Raw genomic sequence first — 16,692 nt, forward strand, 5'->3', positions numbered from 1 at the left:
CGCCCCTCCGGTCATCCGTGGACAGGGCGGCCGACGCCGTCGGCCGCACCACGCCTCAGCTGCCAGGCGAACATCACCATTGCGGCGAGCAACCCTCCCCCGCCGACGAGCAGGATCGCCAGACCGGTCGCAGCCTCACCACCGGCCATATGCTGCTTGACCAGCGCGACGATTGTGGGGCCGCTGCCCAGACCGGACATGACCATGGTGAAGGCGAGCAGCGCCGTCCCGAACCCCTGCATGCCCAGCGACAGCCGGCGAAGAAAGGCCGAGGCGCCCGCGACCGAGACGGACGCGATCGCGAAGACGAACAAGGCATAGGCCGCGACCGCTGCCCCTCCGCGCAGCATGACGAAGCTCAGGCCGATCAACGCCGCGCCGCTCGCGCCCAGGGCGACCCGGTCGCGCGCATTCCGCACGCCGCGCGCATCGAGATAATCGGACAGGATGCCGCCGGCCAGATATCCCGCGCCGCCCGCCACGATCGCCGCGGTGCCGACCTCCGCGGCGATCCGCGCAGGCGTGAAGTGCAGCAGCCTCGAGAAGAAGGTCGGCGCCCACGCCGAGGCGGCGGCATCGGCGACCGAGACCATCGCCAGCGCGAGCAGGACCACGCCTCCGGTGCGCAACAGGCCGAGCAGGGTCGCCGTTGACAGGCGAGCCCCCTCGGCAGCGGTTGCAACGCGCGCGGGTTCCCGCACCGACAGGATGAGCAGCATGAGCACCGGGCCGGCGGCGGCCAGGATCACCAGGACGCCGCGCCAGCTGGACCCGCCGGGCAGAAACGGCCAATCCAGATGGGACGGAAGAAACGCAAGCAGGCCGCCGCCGATGGACACGGCGGCGCCCGTCCCGATCGCGCTTCCCATCAGCAGCGCGCCGAAGGCCAGTCCGCGCCGCTCGGCGGGAAAGACGGCGGCCAGGATCGACAAGGACGCGGGAAAGAAGCTCGCCTCGCCGATGCCGACCAGGCTGCGAAAGAACACGAGCTGACCGTAATTCTCCGCCAGACCGCAGCCCAGCATGCCCGCGCTCCACAGCGCGGTCCCGCCGAACAGGATATTGCGGCGGTTCAGCCGATCCGCCAGCGTTCCGAACGCAATGGCCGCGAACGCATACACGATCGCGAATGCCGCCCCCTGCACGAGACTGATCGCGACGTCGTCCAGATGCAGGTCTCGCTTGATGCCGTCCACCAGGACGTTGATGATGTACCGGTCGGTGTAGGAGAGGACCGCCCCCAGGGTGAGGACCGTGAGCGCATACCATGCGCGCGCGGGCACATGGCTTGATCGCGGAATTGCCGCATTCGCGTTGGATGGCATGTGAAGAACGTCCCGCGTCTTCGGGATTGGGATGCGCAAGATCGCAGGCCGTCCGTCGCGCAGCGCCACGGGCGGCCCGCCTCCTGTCGGTCAGAACCTGGCGCTCAGTGCCAGCGTGAAGCTGCGAGGCCGGATGAGATTCGCCCCCGCCGGCACGCCCGGCGAACCGGGATTGTAATTGATGATGCCGCCTTGGTCGAAGAGGTTCTCGGCGCGCAGCTGAACCTGGTAGCCGCCGAAATTCACGCCCGCGCGCAGGTCGACGGTCGTATATCCCGGGACCCGCACATTGGGGTTGATGATGCTGCGCGGATAGGAGGTGAACATGTGCGACTGGTAGCGCAGCGTCCCGCCCAGTTGCCCCTGCACCCCACCGCCCAGGTCGAACATGTGATCGGCGGTCGCCGATGCCGTCCACTTCGGCGTCTGCGGGATCGTATCTCCCGCATAGGCGCCGATATAGTCGCTCACACCCTGCTCGATCTGGGTGATGCGCGGATTGGTATAGCCAAGATTGGCGCTGAGTGTCGTCTTGTCCGTCGGCCGTGCCTGTACGGCGAACTCGAAGCCGTCGACCTTGGCTCCGCCCGCATTCGCGAGCACGATCTGCCTCAGACCGGCCACGGTCACATATGAGTAAAGCTGGATGTCCTTCCAATCGATGCGGTAGGCCGAGGCCTGCACGCTCAGCCGGCCGTCAAGGAAGTCGGCCTTCACGCCGGCCTCATAGTTCCAGACCGTGTCCGGATTGATCTGGCTTTGCGCGCCCGGCGGGACCACGGCCGCGGGTTGTGGCCCCCCCGGCCGGAAGCTGTTCGCCGCGCGCAGGAAGACGCTGAGCCTGTCGGTCGGACGCCAGCGCAGCGTCGCCAGATAGGCCAGATGGTCCTTCTTCGCGTGAAGCTCGGGGATGCTGACCGGCCCGCCGTAGAATATGGTGTAGACCGTGCCGCTGTAGCCGAGCGTGAAATCCTCCTCGTAATGCGCGAAGCGCAGCCCGCCGGTGACGTCGAGATTGTCGGCGAGATAGTAGGTCAGGTTACCGAAGGCGGAGACTTCGCGGTACCGATCGGTGATGGGCGCCGAGATCAGCGTCGCCACCGGGTCCGCCAGCGGCAAATTGTCCGGAATGCTGCGCGCGACGACATCGCTGTCGAGATCGACGCTTTCATGCGTGAAGAATCCGCCGGCGATGAACTCGACAGGACCGAGCCGGTCCGAGACGAACCTGATTTCCGCCGTGGTCTTCTTCTGCGGGATCCGGCTTTCGGAGACGACGCCGGTATTCGCCGGATATGGCAGGCCGAGCGAGGCGAGAACCCCGACCGTGCCCGCATAAGCCGTCGTGATATCGGTATCCGTGCTCAGCTTGCTTTCGAGATAGGCCGCGGTCGCGATCAGGTCGCCGATGCCCATGTCATAGCGTCCGGTGATCGAGGCGAGGCGATAGCGCACCGAGGAAGGCGCGTTGAAATAGGCGCTGTATTTGCGCTCGCCATAAAGCGGCGTGAAGCTTCCGGTGACATTGTCCTGGAGCGTTGGGCCGTGTGTGTCGGTATCCTGCAACTGGCCGACGAGATCGATCGAGAGACGATCGTTCGGAGTCCAGCCAAGGGCCAGCCGAGCCCCTTTGGAGACGCTCTCGTTCACATCGGTCGCGCCCGTCCCGACATTGTCGATGAAACCGGGCGCGCGACGGTAGAAACCGGTCGCGCGCACAGCGAGCGTATCGCGCACCAGCGGCAGGTTGGCATTGAGGTTCACCAGATAGCCGACACCGCCGCCATCGATGGCGGTCACCTCCGCGCGGGCGCTCGCCGAATAGCGCGAAGCGTCCGGCCGCTTCGAGATGAGCCGGACGACGCCGCCGAGGCTCGATGCGCCGTAAAGCGTGCCCTGCGGCCCTTTCAGCACCTCGATCCGGTCGAGATCGGCCAGTTCGGGGTCCGGTGCGATGAACGCGCCGCCGCCATTCGCCGAGCTGGCCGTGAATGGCACGTCGTCGAGATAATAGACCGTGGTCGCCGACTGCTGGAGCGCGCCCGTCTGCAATCCGCGGATGAACACCTTGCCCGAACCGGGCGTGCCGTCGCCCTGGATGGTGAGCCCCGGTGTCAGGCTCGCATAGTCGCGCACGGATCGCACGCCCAGATCGGCAAGCGCATCTCCGTCGAGCACCGTGATCGCCGAAGGCACGTCGCGCAGCTTTTCCTCGCGCTTGCTCGCGGTGACGACGATTTCCCCCTCATCCTGGGCGGTGGCGGCGACAGCCTGGCCGTCGGTCGATTGCGCGGCGACGCCGGACGCCGTCATGTGAATTGCCAATGCGGCGGCCGATATGCGACAGATGAGCTTCACGGACTTCTTCATGCCTTCCCCCTGACTATTCTATTCAATACAGTTCTGTTCTGCATGGATCAGGAAACCGCGTTTGACCGCCCGTACACCGAGGACTCCGCGCCTGACACCGCACTGTAACCAACGCCGGAACGGACCGCTTTCGCAATCCGCCAAAATGCATTCGACCGCCGCCAAATGACCGCACGGATCGACTAATCTCGCCGGATGCAAGGCATCGGGAGGAAGATCTCGCAAGGCCGGCCGATGCCGCGGAGATGCGGAACCGCAGCGATGCGAATGGCCCGCCAAAGCCTGGCTGAACGAGTCAGCGGCCCGGGGCGAGCCGCATACTGTAGTGCATGTTCGGTCCTTGTACGAGGCAACGCAAAGGCGTACTCAACCACGGACAAAGGAACATGCATGGCGGGCCAGCTGAAGCTTAATCGTGGTGAATGCCAGTCGCGGCGATTCCCGCCGTTGGCGGTCGATTCCCAGCGCGTGTCGGTGCGCTACTCCGTTGATGATTATGTCGTGGATCCAGCCAAGGCAGCGGGTCATTTGGTCGGTGCCTTCATTCCCTTGAGCGATCGCCATCACTACCGCTTCGACCTGCAGGGGACGTTCGGCAGCGGGCGCCACGAATTTTGCGGCCTCGCCGACGGCTTCTTCATCATGTTCAGCGAAACGGCCTATCACGCGCCGCAATCCCGCTTCATCTCGTCACCCGAGAGCCTTCAGATCTTCATTGCGAGCCAGGGGGACGGGGAGTTTGTGCCCGCCGGCGGAAAGCCGTTGAGCTTCGAGGCGCCAAGTGCGGCGCTCGTCATCGAACCCGCTGACGCGCCGCCCTCCGAAGTGACCTTCGCCGGCCAGGCGAGATATATCCACATGGTGGTCCACCGCAAGGCACTGCAGGCCCTCTATGCAGGCGGCGAGCAGGAACTCCCCGCCGCGCTCCAGACGCTCCTCACGGGCGAAACGCAACGCATGGTCGCACGCGCCCTGCCGATGGGCACCGCCACGCTGCGCTGCGTCGACGATGTTCATGGCTGTTTGCTGGAGGGTCGACGGCGGCGGCTCTGGCTGCACTCGAAGGCGATCGAGATCATTTGCCAGGCCCTGGAAGCGCTCGATCACAGCGAGGGCTTCCAGTCGGTCGAGGTGACCCGCCTGACCGCGAACGGCGTCATGAAGGCGCAGCGGCTCCTCGCCGACAATTTCGTGACGCCGCCCTCGCTCGAGGACCTCGCCACCGAAGTCGGATTGAGCCGGAGCGCCCTGTGCACCGGCTTTCGCCAGATCCTCGGCCAGTCGGTCTTCGATCATATCCACGACCTGCGGATGCAGCGCGCCCTTGCCCTGCTGAACCAACGCGGTGATTCCATCACTCAGATCGCCTATGCGGTCGGATACAACCGCGCCTCCAGCTTCTCCGTCGCTGTGCATCGCCATTTCGGTGCGACCCCGTCCGAACTTCGCCGCCGCGGCACCGCCTCGGCGAACTGAATTCCACCCGGCAGCAAGGCATCGGCGCCGCATGTCCCGGGATCAACCAGCACCATGCCCGGCGCTTCGCGTCGGTTTTGTCCTGGCGCCGCGCTTCACGCTCACGGCATTCGCCGGCTTCATCGACGCGATCCGCCTCGCCAGCGACGAGATGGACCGCAGCGGCCGGGTCGATTGCCATTGGGACGTGCTGGGCGCCGAGGGGCAACCCATCGAGTCGAGCTGCGGCGTGCTGGTGCAGCCGACCGGCATTCTCGGAGACGCCGCCCATTTCGATTATGTCGTGGTCGTCGGCGGACTGATGCACGGCGGGCAGCGTGTCCCCGCCGGAACGCACGGTTTTCTGCAGGCCGCGGCGAAGCTCGGCGTCCCGTTGATCGGCCTTTGCACCGGATCGTTCATCCTCGCCCGCGCCGGCCTGCTCGATGGCTACGATATCTGCGTCAGCTGGCTGCACCATGAGGAGTTCGCGTCCGAGTTCCCCGATCTTCACGCACGGTCCGACACGCTGTTCGTCATCGACAGGGATCGCATGACGTGCGCGGGCGGAACCAGCGTGGTGCACCTCGCCGCCCAGGTGATCGAGCAGCATCTCGGCCGGGCACGCGCGCTCAAGTCACTGCGTATCATGATCGAGGAAGAACCGCTCCCGACGAGCGCCTGGCAGCCCGAGCATGTCGTGACGCGGCAGTCGCAGGACGCGCTGGTTCGCCGCGCGATGCTGTTGATCGAACAGGGCCTGGCGGGAGAACCCGCCCTTGGCGAAATCGCCCGCCGCCTCGGCATCGGAGCCCGCCAGCTGGAGCGGCGGTTCGCCAGCGATGTCGGCGTCACCCCGCGTGACTATCGCTCCCGCCTCAGACTGTCGCGCGCGGACTGGATGATCCGCCATACCGATCGTTCGATGACCGCCATCGCGCTGGAATGCGGCTTTAGCGACAATGCCCATCTGGCCCGCACGTACAGGGCGCGGTTCGCCACATCGCCTTCGCGCGCGCGTCAAAGCCGTCAGTCGCCGCAACCCGGCTGAATGTCGCAAGAGTTCAAATCGGGGTCGCATCCGTCAAGGATCGATCGGCATGTGCGCGCCATGATGGCCCCGTCATGCAACATTTCTCGATCCTCTCGCTTCTCCGCCACGGGCTGCGCGATCACAAGGGCTGGCGCCCGCAATGGCGCGCCGCAGCGCCGAAACCGGGCTATGACGCGGTCATCGTCGGCGGCGGCGGGCATGGCCTCGGCGCGGCGTTCTATCTCGCCCGCGATTATGGCCTGCGCAACGTGGCGGTGCTCGAGAAAGGCTGGATCGGCGGCGGCAACACCGGCCGCAACACGACGATCATCCGCTCCAACTATCTCTTCGACAAGAGTTCGAGCCTGTACGATCATGCGGTCAAGCTCTGGGACGGTCTGAGCCAGGAACTGAACTACAACGTCATGTATTCGCGCCGCGGCGTGCTGATGCTGGCGCACAACGTCCACGACGTTCAGGTGTTCAAGCGTCACGTCCATGCCAATCGGCTGAACGGCGTCGACAATGAATGGCTGACGGCCGAGCAGGCCAAGGCGTTCTGCCCGCCGCTCAACATATCGCCCGATGTCCGCTACCCCATCCTTGGCGCGGCGCTCCAGCGCAGGGGCGGCACAGCACGGCACGACGCCGTCGCCTGGGGATATGCCCGCGCAGCCGACGCGCTTGGCGTCGACATCATCGAGAATTGCGAGGTGACCGGCATCGACCGCGACATCTCCGGCAAGGTCACCGGCGTCCAGACGAGCCGCGGCCCCATCGCGTGCGGCAAGATCGGCGTCTCCGCGGCAGGCAACAGCAGCGTGGTGATGAACATGGCCGGCCTGCGGCTCCCGCTCGAAAGCTTCCCGCTCCAGGCGCTGGTCTCCGAACCGGTCAAGCCGGTCGTGCCTTGCGTCGTGATGTCGAACACGATCCATGCCTATGTCAGCCAGTCCGACAAGGGCGAGCTCGTCATCGGCGCCGGGACCGACATCTACACCAGCTACACGCAGCGCGGCGGGCTCCACATCGCCCAGCACACGCTGGAGGCGATCTGCGAGATCTTTCCGCAGTTCCGCCGCCTGCGCATGCTGCGCAACTGGGGCGGGATCGTCGACGTCACGCCCGATCGCTCCCCGATCATCGCCAGGACGCCGGTGCCCGGGCTTTATGTCAATTGCGGCTGGGGTACGGGCGGGTTCAAGGCGACACCGGGTGCCGCGCAGCTGTTCGCCCACACGATCGCGACCGACGCGCCGCACGCACTCAATGCTCCGTTCACGATCGAGCGCTTTCGCGACGGCTACCTCATCGACGAAGCGGCGGCCGCCGCCGTCGCGCACTGATCGGACAGACGATGCTGCTGATTCCATGCCCCTATTGCGGCAACCGGCCAGAGATCGAATTCAGCTATGGCGGACAGGCGCACATCGCCCGCCCGCCGGTGCCTGAGGAGCTCGATGACGATGCCTGGGGCGCGTTCCTCTATGCCCGCGACAATGTTCGAGGCCCGCATCGCGAGCGCTGGCGCCATCTCCATGGCTGTGCGCGCTTCTTCAACCTTGTGCGCGACACACGCACCGACCGCATCATCGCAAGCTACCGTGTCGGCACGCCCTGCCCCCGGGTCGAACCCTTGTGAGCCAGATGTTCCGCCTGCCGAAGCGCGGCCTGGTCGATCATGGCGCACCGCTGTCGTTCAGCTTCGACGGCAGGCGCCTTACCGGCCTCGCCGGCGACACGCTTGCCTCCGCGCTGCTCGCCAACGGCGTGCACCTCACCGGACGCTCGTTCAAATATCATCGTCCGCGCGGCATTCTGGGCGCCTGGGCCGACGAGCCCAACGCGCTGGTGACCGTCATCCGCGGCGGCGGCCGCAGCACGCCCAATCTGCCCGCCACCCAGGTCGAATTGTTCGAGAATCTGGTGGCTTTCAGCCAGAATCGCGAACCCAGCCTGGAGCGCGATCGCTGGAGCATCAACGACCGGCTGGGCCGCTTCCTTCCGGCAGGCTTCTACTACAAGACCTTCATGTGGCCGAAATCCTTCTGGAGCCGGGTCTACGAACCCCGGATCCGCGCCGTCGCGGGCCTCGGCGTCGCGCCCGAGCAGGCCGATCCCGACCGCTACGAACATCGCTACGCCCATTGCGAAGTCCTGGTTGTCGGCGCGGGACCGGCAGGGCTTTCCGCGGCGCTCACTGCCGCCGAGAGCGGATGCCGGGTGGTCGTGTGTGACGATCGGCCGCTGCCTGGCGGCTCCCTGCTGTCAGCGGCGAGTGCGACCATCGACGGTCTGGGCGCGCGCGAATGGGCCGACACGGCCGTTGCCCGCCTTTCCTCCATGACCAATGTCACCCTGCTGCCGCGAACGACCGCGTTCGGCTATTATCCGCACAATCTGCTCGGGTTGTGCGAACGATTGGGCGATCACCTGCCCGGCGAACCGGCCGGCCCGCGTGAACGATTGTGGAGCGTGCGCGCGGCACGCGTGATCCTGGCAACGGGCGCGCTCGAACGCCCGCTCGTCTTTCCGGACAACGACCGCCCCGGCATCATGCTCGCAGATGCCGCTCGCCAGTATCTGCAGCTTCACGGCGTCGCGGTCGGCCGGCGCGTCGTCATCGTCACCGCACACGATGCGGGGTATCGTAGCGCGCACGAGCTTCATGCCGCGGGCATCCAGGTGGTGCTGGCGGATACCCGCCCTGCAGCGATCGCACGCAGCACGCCGTTCAGGGTCATCCCCGATGCGCGGATCGAGGGCACACGCGGCACGCTGCGGGTCAGTGCGATCACGATCAGCCATACCGGGCGCAGCGAACGCATCGATTGCGACGCTGTCCTGATGTGCGGCGGCTTCACGCCTTCGATCCATCTCGCCTCGCAATCGCGCGGCACGATGGCGTGGGACGCGGAGGTCCAGGCTTATGTGCCGGCGGGCTCGGCCGAAGCCGAATGCAGCATCGGCGCAGCCGCCGGCCGTCTCGAACTTGCCGACGCGCTCGCCGACGGGTGCCGCGCCGGGCGGGACGCCGCGGCGGCGGCCGGTTTTGCCGCAAGGCGGATCGGCACGCCTCGCGCATCGGTCGATCATTCCGTCGGCCAGGGCGGTATCATCGGCGCGCTGCCCCATGGCCGGGATCCGGCGAAGGTGAAGGCGTTCGTCGATTGGCAGAATGATGTGACCGCGCGCGACATCATGCTGGCGACGCGCGAAGGTTTTCGGTCGATCGAGCATGTCAAACGCTACACGACCACCGGCATGGCCACCGACCAGGGCAAGCTGTCCAACCTCAATTCGCTCGCCATCACCGCCGCGCAGACCGGTCGACCGGTGGAGGCGGTCGGCTTCACGACCTTCCGCCCGCCCTACACGCCCGTGACGTTCGGCGCGCTCGCCGGCGCGGCGCGGCGCGATCTGTTCGATCCGGTGCGGCAAACGCCCATTCACGACTGGGCGGTCGCGCAAGGGGCGGTGTTCGAGGATGTCGGGCTGTGGAAGCGCGCGCGCTATTTCCCGCGGGCAAGCGAGGATATGCAGGCCGCGGTGAACCGCGAATGCCTGGCGGTGCGCGGCTCGGCCGGGCTGTTCGACGCATCGACGCTGGGCAAGATCGAGATCGTCGGCGCCGACGCGGCGACGTTCCTCAACCGCCTCTACGTCAACGCCTGGGACAGGCTCGCCATCGGCCGGTGCCGCTATGGCGTGCTGCTGCGCGAGGACGGCTTCATCCTTGACGATGGCGTCATCGGCCGGCTCGCCGCCGATCGCTTCCACGCCACCACCACCACCGGCGGCGCCGCGCGGGTGCTGGCGACGATGGAGGATTATCTTCAGACCGAATGGCCCGATCTCGACGTCTGGCTGACCTCGGTCACCGAACAATGGTCGGTGATCGCGGTCCAGGGCCCGCATGCCCGCGAGATCCTCACCCCGCTGGTCCAGGGGCTCGACATCTCGGCGGACGCGTTTCCGCACATGAGCATCGGCGAGGGCACGATCTGCGGCGCGGCGCTGCGCCTGATGCGGGTCAGCTTCACCGGCGAACTCGGTTTCGAGGTCAACGTCCCGTCGAGCCATGGACACGCCGTCTGGGAAGCGATCTGGCGCATCGGGCAGCCGCTCGGGATGACGGCGTACGGCACCGAGGCCATGCACGTGCTGCGGGCCGAAAAGGGCTATATCATTGTCGGACAGGAAACCGACGGCACCGTTACGGCTGACGATGCGGGCCTGGCCTGGGCGATCGGCAAGACCAAACGCGACTTCGTCGGCAAACGATCGCTGGCGCGGCCCGCGATGAAGGCCCCCGACCGCAAGCAGCTGGTCGGATTGCGCACGCTGGATCCCGCGAAACTGCTGGAGGAGGGCGCGCAGATCGTCGGCCCGGATGGCGGCCCGTCGCTCGGGCATGTCACATCGTCCTATTACAGCGCAAATCTTGGACGCTCGATCGCGCTCGCGCTTGTCCGGGGTGGCCGGGCGCTCGAAGGGCATCGCCTGCGCGTGGCTATGCCGGGCGGCGGCATCGAGGTCGACGTCACCAACCCCGTCCTTTTCGACCCGAAAGGGAAGCGCCTCGATGGCTGATGGATTCGCCATGACGTCCGGCCCGCTGTCGCTGGAAACGCTGCAGCCAATGACGCGCCACATTCTGCGCTGCCGCGAGCGGCGCGTCGCCGAGGCCTCGGATTTGCTCGGCCTCGACCTGCCCCGCTCAGCCTATGGCACCGCATCGCATGCGGACAGACACGCACTGTGGCTGGGACCGGACGAGTGGCTGATCCTTGCGCCCGAACCATTCGCCGCCACCGCCGATGTCTGGGCCGCGATCGGCGCCAGTTTCGTCGAGGTGAGCGATCGGCAGGTCGCGCTGCAATTGTCAGGCGCCGGCGCGGACACCTGCCTTGCCGGCGGATGCCCGCTCGATCTCGCCTTGCCGGCTTTTCCGATCGGTGCCTGCGCCCGCACCGTCTTCCACAAGGCGGAGATCATCGTGTGGCGCACCGGCAGCAGCCGCTTCCAGGTCGAAATCGGGCGGTCATTCGCCCCATATGTGACCCGCCTGCTCTCCCAGCAGGTGCAACGGGGCAGATCTCTCGCGGTGCCGACTTGAGGCGCTCGATTTCGCCGTGCCATGCGAGCGTCGCCGGGGCTTCCGCCGCTGCGCCGATCAACGCCGGCACAACACGGCGCCTCACCCGCCAGGACTGGATCGCGGCTGCCCGCAAGCTTCTCCTGAAGCGCGGGATCGATGAGGTGAAGGTCGATCACCTCGCGCGGCAGATGCGTGTCACGCGGAGCAGCTTCTATTCGTATTTCGACAATCGCAAGGATCTGTTCGAGGCGCTGCTGGCCGACTGGGAGGCGCGCAACTATTTCGACCTCGCCCGGATCCAGGCACGCTGGGCGCGATCGCCCTCCGAAATGGCTGCGGTGATCGGACTGTGGCTGGCCGAGGATCCGAACGCGCGCGCGTTCGATATCGCCTTGCGCGCCTGGGCACGGCGCACGGCCGGGACGGCGGATTCGATCAGGCGCGTCGACGACGCGTGGATCGGCCTGCTGCGGAAAAGCTTCGAGCGCGACGGCAGGGCCGCGGACGAGGCGCTGGTGCGCGCCCGGATCACCTATCTCCACCAGATCGGCTATTGGGCGCTCGATCTTGACGAGAAGCAGGACGAGCGCGTGCGGCTCGTGCCGGTTTATTACCGGGTGCTGACAGGGCACGAGGCGCCGGCCGAGCTGGGCAAGGCGCTGACGCGGCAGGCCAGCACGAAACCGGTCAAGCGCGTTGCCTCAGCGAGGGCGATCCAGCTCATCCCGGTTCCGTCTTCACCAACGCGCCCGCGCGCATGATCAACCCCACCACGCGCGTGGCAACGATATGGGAGTCCACAATGAACCTGGCCAAATTCTGCATGCCATTGCTGTTTCTGGCCAGCGCCGCGCATCCGGCATCGCCCCCGCCGGCCGATGCCGCCCGCCCGGCGAACGATACCGCCGCACTGCACGCGATCGAGGATGATATCGAGCAGTCTCAACTCGAGACGTCCTTCTACGCGCAATGGCGGGCCGGCAAACCGATCGGCCAGTTCGTCGACTATTCGCCGGCGCCGGTCCGCCGGCTGACCGCCCTCACGGCGCGTCGCATGGCGCGGCATGCGCGCATCGATCCCGCACGGCTCGATCCCGTCGACCGACAGACATGGCGGATCCTGAGCTTCGAGTTCGCCACCGCGCCCGACGAGGCCGAATATTGGCTGACCTTCGACCTCACGCCCTATCAGGCGCCGATGCAGCTCGGCATGGTGCATCAGGTCCTGGCGACGCAGCCGCTCGCCTCCCGGGACGATGCCGCCAACTATCTCCGGCTACTCGGCGAATATGCCAGGATGCTCGAAACGCTGCACGCCAAGCTCGAGGCGCAGAAGACCCGCGGCATTTACATGCCGAAGCCCGTCCTGCCGATGGTGCGATCGACCTGGACCGCGCTCGCAGCGGGCTCCGGGGCCCTGCGCCCCGCCGATGCGCGGCTCGCGGTTCTCGATGCCGCGACCCGCGCGCGGTTCCTCACCGACGCCGATCGCATCATCAAGGGGCGGATCGCGCAGGTCTATGCGCGGATCAACGCCGCGATCGGATCCGATTACGAAGCGCAGGCGCCTGTCGCCGTCGGGATCGGACACTATCCCGGCGGCAAGGCCGTGTACCGTCGACTGATCCACCGCAACGTCACGCTGGCGATGACGCCGGCGCAATTGCATAGCCACGGTCTGGCCGCCGTGGCCGACATTTCCAGCCGGATGCGGGCGATCCGGACGCAACTCGGCTTTACCGGCAGTTCAAGGGCCTTCTATGACCGGATCAGCACCGATCCGCGCTTCCTTGCCGGGAGTCCCGCCGATGCCGAAGCGACCTATCAGCGCTATGTCGACGCGGTCGAGCCGAAGGTGCCGCGCTATTTTCGCATGGTGCCCAAGGCGCCGTTCGGCATCCAGCGCCTGCCGCTCGCCGCGGAGGCGGGACAGACCTTCGGTTATTATGATCCGCCCAATGCAAGCGAGCCGCGCGGCCTCTATTACTACAACGGCTCGAACCTGGAGAAGCGCTCACTCGTGAATGCCGGAACCTTGATCTATCACGAGCTGGTCCCCGGCCATCACTTCCAGACCGCGATACAGGAAGAAAGCACGACCCTCACTCCCTTCCGCAAACACTATCTGGCCGCTTCCTTCAACGAAGGATGGGGCGAATATGCGGCCAGCCTGGGCATCGAGCTGGGCCTCTACGACACCCCCGAGACGCTGTACGGCCGGTACGTGAACGAGATGTTCCTGGCGGCGCGCCTCGTCGTGGATACAGGCATGAACCATTATGGCTGGTCGCTCGAGAAGGCCCGCGCCTATATGCACGAGGTGACGTCGCTCTCGGACGTCGAGATCGCATCGGAAACGCTGCGCTATTCGACCAATCTGCCGGGCCAGGCACTCGCCTATCGCACCGGTTACGACAAGATGTGGGACCTGCGCCGCAGAGCCGAAAAGGCGCTGGGCGCGATGTTCGACATCCGCGACTTCCATGACGTCGTCCTCGCCACCGGGGCGCGACCGCTGGCCGTGCTGGAAGCCGATGTCGATGCGTACATCACACGGGTGCGCACCTCGCGAAAGCCTGTCACGAGGCGCCCGAAACCCGCCTCCTGACGGGCAAGACGCGCTGCATGCGCGCGCGCCGGACGGTGGATCCGATGGCCTGGGGCCGGACCGCGGCGCGCCGATCCCGACAGATTTTCGCTGGCGGCCAAATCCGTTTCGCGCGCGTATGATCGGTCGGTTCGCGCTTGATCTTGCTGCCGCTCGATCCCTAGCCTTCCTCAAGAGCGGGATTTTCCAACATCGGCTTCGGGCGGTGGCGCCGCGATCATTCGCCACGTCACCCCCGGTTCTGCGGGCGCTTGCGCGCGCCGGAGAGCTGCTGTGGCTGGTTCCGCGTACGTGGGGCGGAGAACGACCAATGCAGCGCATGAGCCGTTCCGCCCTGACATCAACGATTCAGCCGGTCGGGGCCGAGCCGCCGCTCGCACCCGCCGGCGCAAACCGGATGTGGAAGCCACGCATGCACAGATCGATCATCGCCGGTGTTGTAAACCTTGCCCTGGCGGGCAGCGCCATCGCCGCTCCCTCCACCGAAGACATGTCCGCGCGCTACACCCGCGCGCTCGCCTCGACGGGCCAGGCGCTCGCTCCCCTGATCCTCAACCCGAGCGTGACCCCGACCTGGTTCAAGAATGGCGGCTTCTGGTATCGCCGCGCGCGCGCCGGCGGCGGCGAATACCGCATCGTCCAGTCGTCCGGCGCCTCCGCCATGGCTTTCGACCATGCGCGACTTGCCGAGGCGGCTTCGCACGCCGCGGGGACGAAGCTCGGCGCATGGGATCTGACCGTCACCGCCCTCGAGCCGGCGACATGGGTCGAGCTGACATCGGGCGGCAACATGATCCGCTGCACGCTGCCCGACTATCGTTGCACCGCGCCCGCGGCGCCCGCGGCCACCGATCCCCGGCAAAGCGTGTCACCGACCGGTCGCAACGCCATATTCGCGAAAGACCATAATCTGTGGCTGCGCGATCTGACGAGCGGCCGGGAACAGGCGCTGACCACGAACGGGACGGACTATTTCGCCTGGGGCAAGCTGCCTGATTCCATGCTGCTCACGCTGGTCAACGAGCGCAGCAGCCTGCCGCTGCCGCCATGGGGCGCCAGCTGGTCGCCGGACGGCCGCTTCGTCGTGGCGAGCCGGATCGACGAGCGGCCGATCAAGCCCTATCCCTTTCTCGAGGCCGTCCCTCAGGACGGCAGCTTCGCGCCGGTCCTGCGCACTGCCCGGATCAGCCTGCTCGGCGAACCGACCCCGGTCATGACCGCCATGGTGTTCGACACGGTCACCGGGACAAGCGTGCCCGTCGCGCTGCCGAAAGACTTTTCAAAGGCCAGCCTGATCGAGATCTTCGGCTGGTCAGATGACGGCAAACGCTTCTACGCGCTCATGCCCGGTGAAGGCCGCGACCTGGAGCTGACCGAGGTCGATGCCGCCACCGGTGCGATGCGCGCGCTGATCGTGGAGAGGGCCGACGGCTTTCTCGGGCTGAACAGCGAGATGTACAACGCGCCCAATGTTCGGGTGATCAACGGCGGGCGCGACCTGATCTGGTATTCCCAGCGTAGTGGGTGGGGCCATCTCTACCGCTTCGACCTGCGCACCGGAAAGCTGCGCAACGCGATCACGCGCGGAAACTGGCTGGTGCGCGACATCCTGCATGTCGATGAGGCGCGCGGACGCATCATCTTCACGGGATCGGGGCGCGAGCCGGGCGACCCGTATCGCCGCCGGGTCTATCGCGTGAACCTGGACGGCAGCGAACTGACGCTGCTGACCCCCGAGGACGGGGACCATGTTCTTGCCGGACAGTCCACCGGAGCCTACGCTCTCTTCTTCGGCATCAAGCCGACCGCCTCGAAGGTTTCGCCGGACGGCGCCAGCTTCATCGACAGCTGGTCCACCCCGTCCATGCCGCCCGTCACCGTGCTGCGGCGCACCTCGGACGGCGGGATCATCGGGCGGCTGGAAACAACCGACATCGGCGCGCTGGACGCGCTCGGCTGGCGCCCGCCCGAGCATTTCGTCGTCAAGGCCGCCGACGGCAAGACCGACATCTACGGCGCGATCTGGTGGCCGGACGCAGCGATGGGCGATCGTGTGCCGATCATCGACAATCTTTATGGCGGCCCGCAATCCTCGATCGTGCCACACGGCTTCACCGCCTCGGGCTGGAACGACTCCTTTGCGCTGACCAGGCTCGGCTTCGCGGTCGTGACCGTCGACAGCCGCGGCACGCCATTGCGTTCGCAAGCCTTCCAGGACGAAAGCTTCGCCAATTTCGGCGACACCATGACCGACGACCATGCCGCGGTCATCAAGCAGCTCGCCGCCCGCTATCCGCGCCTCGACGCAGACAGGGTCGGCGTGACCGGACACAGCCTCGGGGGCTATATCTCGACCCGCGCCATGCTGCGCTATCCCGACATCTTCAAGGTCGGCGTCTCGTCCGCCGGCTCGCACATCTACGAAGCCCTGTACGGCACGTCCGGCGTCTTCCAGAATCCGGATTACGGCAACGGGCGCGAACTCAAGCCGACGCCGGACGCCTCGCCCGCCAACTACCGCGCGATGAGCAACGCGCCGCTCGCGGGCAAGCTGCGCGGGCGTCTGCTGATCGGCTATGGGGAGCTGGACGAGAATGCGCTGTCCGCCTCGACGCTCCAGTTCCTCGATGCACTGACCAAGGCGGACCGGCCCTACGACCTGGTCTACCTTGCGAACACCACGCATCGTTTCGGCTCCGGGGGTGATTATTTCACGCGCCGGCGCTGGGATTATTTCACCGAGCACCTGCTCGGGGTCGAGCCGCCGCTGTCCCCATACGCCAGGTCCGCCCCCAACTGA

General features: G+C 66.7%; 11 protein-coding genes. 9 read left to right on the forward strand and 2 right to left on the reverse strand.

The window, feature by feature from the left end; genetic code table 11:
- Positions 1 to 11: 11 nt before the first annotated feature.
- Both K7G82_RS13985 and K7G82_RS13990 read right to left on the reverse strand, forming a co-directional pair.
- Entirely contained in the window at positions 12 to 1,394 is a 1,383-nt protein-coding gene (locus K7G82_RS13985; RefSeq protein WP_222990519.1) for an MFS transporter, read from the reverse strand.
- Positions 1,395 to 1,415: 21 nt separating this feature from the next.
- The gene (locus tag K7G82_RS13990; protein ID WP_246623554.1) at positions 1,416 to 3,638 is read right to left on the reverse strand and encodes a TonB-dependent receptor; all 2,223 of its coding nucleotides are present in this window, start codon (positions 3,636 to 3,638) and stop codon (positions 1,416 to 1,418) included.
- A gap of 447 nt (positions 3,639 to 4,085) precedes the next feature.
- On the opposite strand from K7G82_RS13990, the gene K7G82_RS13995 reads away from it, so the two are divergent.
- The 9 genes from K7G82_RS13995 (at position 4,086) to K7G82_RS14035 (ending at position 16,692) form a co-directional block, all read left to right on the forward strand.
- A complete protein-coding gene (locus tag K7G82_RS13995) occupies positions 4,086 to 5,171 on the forward strand; it encodes a helix-turn-helix transcriptional regulator (protein WP_222990521.1) in 1,086 nt (361 codons plus the stop codon).
- Positions 5,172 to 5,202: 31 nt separating this feature from the next.
- A complete protein-coding gene (locus tag K7G82_RS14000; protein ID WP_222990522.1) occupies positions 5,203 to 6,201 on the forward strand; it encodes a GlxA family transcriptional regulator in 999 nt (332 codons plus the stop codon).
- A 74-nt stretch (positions 6,202 to 6,275) separates the two neighbouring features.
- Positions 6,276 to 7,529, forward strand: a complete 1,254-nt coding sequence (locus tag K7G82_RS14005; RefSeq protein ID WP_222990523.1) for a sarcosine oxidase subunit beta family protein — start codon at positions 6,276 to 6,278, stop codon at positions 7,527 to 7,529.
- Positions 7,530 to 7,540: 11 nt separating this feature from the next.
- Complete coding sequence (locus K7G82_RS14010) at positions 7,541 to 7,825, forward strand: sarcosine oxidase subunit delta (protein ID WP_222990524.1); 285 nt, start codon at positions 7,541 to 7,543, stop codon at positions 7,823 to 7,825.
- A gap of 5 nt (positions 7,826 to 7,830) precedes the next feature.
- Complete coding sequence (locus K7G82_RS14015; RefSeq protein WP_222990709.1) at positions 7,831 to 10,776, forward strand: sarcosine oxidase subunit alpha family protein; 2,946 nt, start codon at positions 7,831 to 7,833, stop codon at positions 10,774 to 10,776.
- A complete protein-coding gene (locus tag K7G82_RS14020; RefSeq protein WP_246623555.1) occupies positions 10,769 to 11,302 on the forward strand; it encodes a sarcosine oxidase subunit gamma in 534 nt (177 codons plus the stop codon). Before K7G82_RS14015 ends, K7G82_RS14020 begins: the two co-directional genes overlap by 8 nt.
- Entirely contained in the window at positions 11,299 to 12,045 is a 747-nt protein-coding gene (locus K7G82_RS14025; protein ID WP_222990525.1) for a TetR/AcrR family transcriptional regulator, read from the forward strand. The genes K7G82_RS14020 and K7G82_RS14025 overlap by 4 nt, the downstream gene beginning before the upstream one ends.
- 41 nt (positions 12,046 to 12,086) lie before the next feature.
- Entirely contained in the window at positions 12,087 to 13,892 is a 1,806-nt protein-coding gene (locus K7G82_RS14030; protein WP_222990526.1) for a DUF885 domain-containing protein, read from the forward strand.
- Positions 13,893 to 14,010: 118 nt separating this feature from the next.
- Entirely contained in the window at positions 14,011 to 16,692 is a 2,682-nt protein-coding gene (locus K7G82_RS14035; RefSeq protein ID WP_222990527.1) for a S9 family peptidase, read from the forward strand.

Source organism: Sphingomonas colocasiae (assembly GCF_019880585.1).
GTDB classification, from domain to species: Bacteria; Pseudomonadota; Alphaproteobacteria; order Sphingomonadales; family Sphingomonadaceae; genus Sphingobium_A; species Sphingobium_A colocasiae.